Genomic DNA, 7830 nt, shown 5'->3' on the forward strand with positions numbered 1-7830 from the left:
CTCCTTTGTTCGTCACGTTTCGAGTCTCACTACCTCTGAAACGCACGACCGGATCAAGCGGCCGACCTACTTGCTCGCGAAATATCCAGGCTAGGCCTGATCCCCCCGCCAGGTCTTGGTGTTGGAGCGTTGCTGCCAAGATGCCGGGACCGGCGTGGCTTGACGAGGAGGCCACGGCCGATCCCTGGAGCCAGCACCATGCCGCGACGCGCGCTTATCCTGGTTGGCGACAGCAGCTCGCATGGCGGGTCAGGGCCCAGGGCGCGAACAGGGAGTGAAGCATGGCGGCGTTGGCGATTCCCTTGCTGGAAGCGGCCGTGGCTGCGCTGGGCGGCTGGCTGCTGCGAGCGGTGGCCGTGATCGCGGGCGCGGGCATGGTGGCCCAGATGAACTCGCCCGACTGTTCCCAGTGTTCGATGAAGGTGGTCCAACGCGCGTGGAGCTGGCAGTGCTGGAGCAGCAATTCAGGAGGGAGCAGGAGCGAAGTTACGTCGGCATCTGGAGCGGCCTGGAGTCCGCAAGGGCGCGTCCCACGCTGGCCTGCCATGTCGGGCCGCCCGAGCAGGTAAACAGCCTGGATGTGGAACTACGGGGGGCGTTGGACGAGATCGACGCGCAACTCCTCCTGGATGTATTGCGTCCGATCGTGGACCAGTCAACGCCTGTCGTCCCATACGCATTACGATTGCCTTCCACCTAAGGATTCACCCTGCAATCGTTTCGCGAGACGGCCGGCATGCTCGTGGGGCCACCCAGGGGACGCCCGTTTCGCGGCGTGCGAGCTTCACGCCCCCGCGCCCTCGCCGAGGACCGAGCGGGAGCAAATGCGAAGCTGCTCCGTCAGCCAGGCAAGGCCCTGGTCGTTCGCCGCGTCCCTGCGCGTCAACACGTGAACCTCGTAGCTTCCCAGTTCGACGGGGACATCGCAGGTGCGCAGGCCCGAGCCGCGTGCCAATGCCGCCGCGGCGTGCGCCGGCAGCGTGGCGATGGCGCCGGTCCCCCTCAGGAACTGCGCCACCGAGGCGAAGTGGGTCAACGAGGTCAGGACGGTGCGGCGCTGGCCCAGGCGGCGTAGGGCGTCGTCGACGGCGCCCGTCTGCCCCGAGTAGGAAATGAGCACATGCGGCAGGCTCAGGAAGCGCGCCACGGACAGGGGCGGCTCGACCTTGCAATGCCGCGGGTCGAACAGGCAGGCGTAGCCCGAGCTTCCGATTCCTTGCGCGGCGATCCACCGCGCCGCCGGCGGCTTGGCGACGATGGCCAGCTCGATGGCGCGTTCGTCCAGCATGCGCTCGACCAGGTACTGGTTGGTCTGCCGGAAGGTGATGGCGGCCCGGGGTGCCAGGCTCGCGACGCGCTGGACCAGCGCGGGCCCCAGCGCCAGTTCGTAGTCGTCGGAGGCCCCGATCACGAAACGGCGGTGCGAGCGGGCGGGGTCGAAAGCGTCCTCGCGCTGCAGGCAGCTGGCCAGGCCGCCGAGGTGCTCCTCGATGGCCGGTGCCATGGTCTGCGCGTGGGGCGTCGGCACCATCTCGCCCTGGATGCGCACGAACAGCGGGTCATGGGTCATGCGGCGCAGGCGGTTCAGCGCGGAGCTCACTGCAGCCTGGCTGAGCGCCAGGCGCACGCCCGCGCGCGTCACGCTGCGCTCCTGCCAGACGGCAAGAAACACCGTCGCCAGGTTCAGGTCCATGCGCTTGATATTGACCAGATTGATATTGTGCATTCATAAATTCTGCTTCATCGATGTGACTGCGGCAACTAGAGTAGGGCGTATGAACCGATTGGCTCCTTCCGTCACCGCAGGCTCCGGCTCGATGCGGCCTCGCGACATCGTCCTGGTCCTGGTGGTCGTGACCATCTGGGGCTCGAATTTCGTGGTGATCAAGCTCGGGCTGCGTGACATGCCGCCGCTGCTGTTCACCAGCCTGCGCTTCCTGTTCGCCGCCTGTCCGCTCGTGTTCCTGCGCAAGCGACCGTCGATTCCGCTCCCGCTGCTGCTGGCCTGGGGCATGACCCAGTTCGCGATCCAGTTCGCGCTGCTGTTCGTCGGCATCAAGCTGGGCATGCCAGCGGGCCTCGCCTCGCTGGTGATTCAGTTGCAGGCCTTCTTCACCATCGGCCTGGCGTGGGGGGTGCTGCGCGAGCGCGTGCGCGTGTTCCAGATCGTCGGCGCCCTCGTCGCGCTGGCCGGCATGGCGGTGGTCGCGCTGCATCTGGATCAGCCGTCCACCCTGTACGGACTCCTCATGGTGCTGGGTGCCGCGCTGTCCTGGGCCACGGCCAATATCCTGACCAAGCGTATGGGCCGGGTCGACCCCATCGGGCTGGCCGCCTGGGGAAGCCTCGTCGCCTTCCCCCCGCTGGCGGCCTTGTCCCTGCTGATCGAGGGCCCCGGCACCATCGTGTCGGCACTTCGCGGCATGGATGGCTGGTCCTGGGCGGCGGTGTTGTTCCAGTCCTACCCCAACACCCTGTTCGGCTTCGGCGTGTGGTCGATGCTGATGCGCAAGCACGCCGCCGCGGAGCTTGCACCGTTCACGCTGCTGGTGCCCGCGGTGGGCATGCTGTGCGCCGCCGCGGTCCTGGGCGAGGCCCTGCCGCCCTGGAAGATCGTCGCAGGGGGCGTGGTCCTGGCGGGCCTGGCGATCAACCAGATCGCGGTGCGCGTGCAGACCTGGCAGCGCCGCGCGGCCCCCGGCGGGTGATGCGGGCGATTCGCAGGGCGGCAGGAAGACCTTGTGCAACGACGGCCAGGCGGCCGTCGGGTGGCTAAGCGCGCCTGGACTCGCTGACGCCGCCTGGAACACACAGCGAGGTCGCGGGAGAATCACTGGCCGGAAAGCTCTCGGCCAATGCTTCGTCCATCAGCCATTCGCGGTGCTCGTCGTCCTGCCGGCGAGTTTGCCGCGAGGAGGCGCTCACGCTGGAAGGTCCGCGCTTGCGTGGGTCGGCCGAGTCTTTCATGGTTTGCTCAAACGGTGCGCCGCACCATCATCGCCTTGATTGCATGAATCGCGCCCACGGGCACGAGGCCCTTGGGGCAGACGTCGACGCAATTCAGGATGGAACGGCAGCGAAACAGGCGATAGGGGTCATCGAGATCGTCAAGCCGTTGTTCAGTGGCCTGATCACGGCTGTCCACGAGAAAACGGTAGGCCTGCAGCAATCCCGCCGGGCCCACGTACTTGTCCGGATTCCACCAGTAACTCGGACAAGCCGACGAGCAGCAACCACACAGGATGCACTCGTACAGACCATCGAGCTTGTCACGCTCCTGGGGAGACTGCAGGCGCTCCTTTTCCGGAGGCGGCTGGTCGTTGATCAGGTAGGGCTTGATCGAGTGGTATTGGGCGAAGAACTCCGTCATGTCCACGATGAGATCGCGGATGACCGGCATCCCGGGAAGGGGCTTGAGCACGATGTTCGTCGGCAGCTCGTGCATGCTGGTGATGCAGGCCAGTCCGTTCTTGCCATTGATGTTCATGGCGTCCGAGCCGCAGATTCCCTCGCGGCAGGACCGTCGAAAGCTCAGGGTTTCGTCGGTTCTCTTGAGTCGCAGCAAGACGTCCAGGAGCATGTGGTCGCCGGGGTCCACGTCCAGCGTGTAGGTCTGCATGAACGGCTTGGAACCGGCATCCGGGTCGTAGCGATAAATGTCCAGGCGATGCATCAAGGCCTCCTCCGAAGGGCGGGGTCATGTCGGGGGGATTCAGGGCCGCGCATCCCCGGAAAGCCAGCGGCGGAAGGACAGATAGGAAAGGATGAACTTGCGCCGGTATTCCGGCGTGCTTGCAAAGTGACGACGGTCGAGAACGGCGCGCCGATAGATCGCCAGGGTGCGTACGACCCATTGGCGAGTTGCGAGTTCCCCATCACGCGCCATCAGGAGCAGGACTCTCTGCGACTCGACGTCGGGCAAGGCTGGCGGGAGGGGCTCTGGCGTACTCTCTTCGCGAACATCGCTTCCTGCTCCGGCCTCGTGAAGCGAACAGCAGGCGGGGCCGCAGAAGTGATAGACGTAATCAGCACCTTCGAAGGTCAGGCTCGCGGTTCGTGCGATCAACCGATGGCAGCGATCGCATTGCACCAGGCTCCTCGGCGCCGCCGACCCAGGCCGCCCCGTGGCGAGAACCTCATCGTGGGGAAGGGATTCCATACCCGCGCGCACGCGTTTGAAGTAGATTGAATACCACAATAGGCGAACAGGACGGAACTTTCAAGTCATCGATGCCGGCACCATCGCATCCAGCAGTTGCCCCGCGATCAGTGCCTGCTTGACCGATGTCCCAGCTAGTTCACCGATCTCCTTGGCAGAAAGCTGGGCGCGCTCAGCCAGCTTTCTGACCTCCGCTGCAACCACCGCGAAGCCCTTCCCGTGATCACCCGCGCGCGGCCTCGATGGCGGCGTTCAGCGCCAGCATATGGGTCTGGTAGGCGATATCGTCGATGATGCCGATGCGCTCGGCGATGGCCTGCATGTCGGCCACGGTACATTTCACGGCCATGAGGAACGCCTCGAGCTTTGGCACCGCGACTTCCACCATGGCATGGGCGGCCTCGTCGGAGCGTGTCGCCGTCTGAAGTGTCCGTACCTGCGTGAATGCGCCGACCCACGCGGTGCGCGCCGTCAGGGCGCGGTCGAGCAGGGCGCTCCCTTCGGGGCGGTCGATTTCGCAATGTTCTGAGTTTCCTACCCGCTATGGGTCGGCAAAGACGCTACAGTGGCCGCGCCGCCGCGGCGCGGGTGCGCCCGCAGGCGCACGGCCAGCGCGAGCAGGCTGGCCGTGGCCATGACGCCGACCACGGCCATCCATCCGAAGCTCGCCAGCAAGGCGCTGCCCAGCATCGAGCCGAGCGCCATCGCCACGAACATGCCGACGAACAGCAGCGCGTTGAGCCGGCTGCGGGCGGCGGGATCCAGGCCGTACACGATGGTCTGGTGGGCAATCAGGGTGCCTTGCAGGCCGAAATCGAAGCCCAGGGAACTGAAGGCGAGGATCCACAGGTAGGCCGGGCCCGGCACCCAGGGGTACACGAACAGCACGGCGAAGGACAGCGCGACCACGGCGGCCCCGATGCGGGTCACCCGCTCCGGTCCCCCCGAATCGGCGAATCGCCCGGCCAGCGGCGCCGCCAGGGCGCCCGCGGCCCCCGCCAGGCCATAGGCGCCCGCGGCGGCGCTGCCCAGATGGAAGGGCGCTGCCTGCAGGAACACGGCCAGGGTCGACCAGAAGGCTCCGAAGGCCAGCGCCAGCAGGCCCTGGGCCACGGTGGCGCGGCGCAGGCCAGGGTGCTCCAGCCAGAGCTCCCCGAGCGAGCGCAGCAGCGCGCCATAGGGCAGGCGGGTGGTGGCCTCGAAGCGCGGCAGCTGCCGCCAGGCCACCAGCACCAGCAGCGCGATGCTGAGCGCGGCGGCGAGGAACATGAGCCGCCAGCCCCATTGCGCCGCCACCACGCCGCTGATCACGCGGGACAGCAAGATGCCCAGCAACAGCCCGGTCATCACCTTGCCGATCACGCGGCCGCGGTTGGCGTCGCCGGCCAGGGTCGCCGCGGCCGGGACGATGTCCTGGGCCAGGGTCGCGAACACGCCGATGGCGAGGCTGGCCAGCGCCAGCCAGGCGATGTTCGGCGCCGCGGCCGCCGCCAGCAATGCGGCGACCAGGGCCAGCCCCTTGCGCACGATCACGGCACGGCGGTCGTGCCGGTCCCCGAGCGGGGCGAGCAGCAGGATGCCCAGGGCATAGCCTAGCTGCGTCAGGGTCGGTACCCAACCGGCGGAGGCCGTCGACGCGCCCAGGCCGGTGGCGATGACGGCCAGCATGGGCTGGTTGTAGTACAGCGTGGCGACGGCCAGGCCGGAGCCGACCGCGAACAGCAGGATCAAGCGACCGGGCACGTCGCCGAGGCTTGTCTTATTCTTCATGTGCATGGATCTCGTGGAGGCTTTCCCGGTTGTTCGGGATGGAACCGAATGATTCAACGAAAACCGGCGATGCGGTAGCGGGCCGGATTGCATAGTTCCTATACGTTTCACGTATGACCCACTCGGACCGATCGGACGGGGCTGACCGCATCGAGCTGCTGCGCACCTTCGTGCGCGTGGTCGAGGCGGGCAGTTTCTCGGCCGTCGCGGCGCAGACCGGAACCACCCAGCCGACCATCAGCCGGCGGCTCAAGGCGCTGGAGCGGGAATTCGGGCTTGCCCTGCTGCATCGTTCGACCCATGCCTTGCGCCTGACGACCGACGGCGAGCGCTGCCTGGAGCGGGCGCGCGAGTTGCTGGCCGAATGGGACGCGCTGCGCGCGCACGTGCGCGGCGGCGACGAGGAGGTGGAAGGCGTGTTGCGCGTGGTCGTGCCGCACGCCTTCGGGCAGGACTATCTGGTCCGGGTGCTCGCGGATTTTCTGAAGGCGAACCCCAAGGTCCATGTCGAGTGGATGTTGCACGACGATCGCAGCATGCACGATTACATCTCGGCGGGGATCGACTGCGCGATCCAGATCGGCGAGGTCCGGGCCCTGGGCGTGGTTGCGATCAAGCTCTCGGAGGTTCCGCGCGTCGCCGCCGCCGCGCCGGAGCTGCTCGCCGGCCGGGCCATTCCGCAGACGCCGGCCGAACTGGAGAGCCTGCCGTGGCTGGCTCTCCATACCTACTATCGCAACGAGATCGAACTGCGGCACGAGACCCGCGGAACCGTCGAGCGGGTCAGCTTCCTTCCGCGCGTCTCGACCGACAGCCTGTACGCGCTGCGAAGCGCCGCCCTGCGCGGCCTGGGGGTCTGCGTGGGCTCGTCGTGGTTGCTCGAGCGCGACATCGCCCAAGGGCGACTGCTGCGCGTGGCGCCCCGCTGGCAGGCGGCACCGCTGCCCATCTACCTGATTCACCCGCATGCACGCTTCTACCCGGCGCGACTGCGCCGCTTCGTCGCCGCGGTGCGGGAGGCCTTGCCTCGCGCGATCGACCGTGTGGAGGATGGATGGCCCACGGACCGGCCGGAGACCCCATGAAACATGCCCGAATGACCTTGCATCCCGAAGGACTTCTTCGCGCCGCCGCGCTTGCCGGTGTGCTGGCCTGGGCCGCGCCCGCGGCGCAGGCCGCCGGGAGCTGGCTGCGGCATCCGGCGGACTTTCCCACGAGTCCGCTGTGCCAGGCCAGCGAGGTGGCCCTGTGGTCCTGCACGGCCCGGCACAAGACCTTTTCCCTGTGCGCGGACCGTGGCGCCGTGGGCGAGGATTTCGCGATCCAGTACCGCGTGCGGGACCGGGCCGGCAAGCTGGTCCTGCGCTACCCGCAGCCCTCGCGCGCGCCGCGATCGGCCTTCACCTACCTGGTGTCCGCCAACGGCGATGCGGAGGTCGATTTCACCATCGGGCCCTACCACTATGCGCTGGTGGATCCTCTGCGTGACCTGTCCTTCATCACCGTGGACACGGGCGGAAAGGAATTGAGCCACCTGAGCTGCAGCCAGGGGAATCAATCCCTGCAGCTCAATGACACGATGGCGCTGATGAAGGCGCTGGGGGTGCCCGAGCCCTAGCCTGGATATTTCGCGAGCAAGTAGGTCGGCCGCTTGATCCGGTCGTGCGTTTCAGAGGTAGTGAGACTCGAAACGTGACGAACAAAGGAGGAAGCGGCCGATGCCAAAGTGTACCGAGGGCGTGGTGGATTTCGGGCGTGTCGGGCGCCGCGTAGTGCAGGCCGCGTTTGATGGCGGCGACATCGTCAGCGACGGCGGGGTGATGCTGCTGCGTCGGATCGACGAGCGCATCGGGCTGACGCGCGCGGCAGCGGGAGTGTTCGCCGACGGCCGTCGCGCCGCC

At 67.4% G+C, this 7830-nt stretch carries 8 protein-coding genes and 1 pseudogene; 4 read left to right on the forward strand and 5 right to left on the reverse strand.

Features of this window, described 5'->3' with window-relative positions:
• Positions 1-784: 784 nt before the first annotated feature.
• Positions 785-1726, reverse strand: a complete 942-nt coding sequence (locus tag D466_RS0119610; protein WP_018915379.1) for a LysR substrate-binding domain-containing protein — start codon at positions 1724-1726, stop codon at positions 785-787.
• A gap of 91 nt (positions 1727-1817) precedes the next feature.
• On the opposite strand from D466_RS0119610, the gene D466_RS0119615 reads away from it, so the two are divergent.
• Positions 1818-2708, forward strand: a complete 891-nt coding sequence (locus tag D466_RS0119615; RefSeq protein WP_018915380.1) for an O-acetylserine/cysteine exporter — start codon at positions 1818-1820, stop codon at positions 2706-2708.
• 266 nt (positions 2709-2974) lie between these two features.
• Here D466_RS0119615 and D466_RS0119620 read toward each other — a convergent pair whose 3' ends face one another.
• The 4 genes and pseudogenes from D466_RS0119620 to D466_RS0119630 all read right to left on the reverse strand — a co-directional run bounded on the left by D466_RS0119620 (position 2975) and on the right by D466_RS0119630 (position 5935).
• On the reverse strand, positions 2975-3673 hold the full coding sequence (locus D466_RS0119620) for a succinate dehydrogenase iron-sulfur subunit (protein WP_018915381.1): 699 nt from the start codon (positions 3671-3673) through the stop codon (positions 2975-2977).
• Positions 3674-3712: 39 nt separating this feature from the next.
• Positions 3713-4159: a DUF3330 domain-containing protein gene (locus tag D466_RS24335; protein ID WP_156004506.1), complete on the reverse strand. Its 447-nt coding sequence runs from the start codon at positions 4157-4159 to the stop codon at positions 3713-3715.
• A 72-nt stretch (positions 4160-4231) separates the two neighbouring features.
• Positions 4232-4505 (reverse strand): annotated as a pseudogene (locus D466_RS25055) (methyl-accepting chemotaxis protein); the annotation flags it as partial.
• A gap of 188 nt (positions 4506-4693) precedes the next feature.
• A complete protein-coding gene (locus tag D466_RS0119630) occupies positions 4694-5935 on the reverse strand; it encodes an MFS transporter (protein ID WP_018915383.1) in 1242 nt (413 codons plus the stop codon).
• A 107-nt stretch (positions 5936-6042) separates the two neighbouring features.
• Between D466_RS0119630 and D466_RS0119635 the strand changes: the two genes are divergently transcribed.
• The 3 genes from D466_RS0119635 to D466_RS22515 all read left to right on the forward strand — a co-directional run.
• Positions 6043-7014, forward strand: a complete 972-nt coding sequence (locus tag D466_RS0119635; RefSeq protein WP_018915384.1) for a LysR family transcriptional regulator — start codon at positions 6043-6045, stop codon at positions 7012-7014.
• Positions 7011-7547 (forward strand): hypothetical protein, encoded by a 537-nt coding sequence (locus D466_RS0119640; RefSeq protein WP_156004508.1) that lies wholly within the window; start codon positions 7011-7013, stop codon positions 7545-7547. Before D466_RS0119635 ends, D466_RS0119640 begins: the two co-directional genes overlap by 4 nt.
• Positions 7548-7647: 100 nt before the next feature.
• The coding region (locus D466_RS22515; protein ID WP_018915386.1) for a transposase at positions 7648-7830 on the forward strand (183 nt) is incomplete at its 3' end.

The organism is Thiomonas sp. FB-6 (assembly GCF_000377645.1).
In the GTDB taxonomy this organism is placed as follows: Bacteria; Pseudomonadota; Gammaproteobacteria; order Burkholderiales; family Burkholderiaceae_C; genus Thiomonas_A.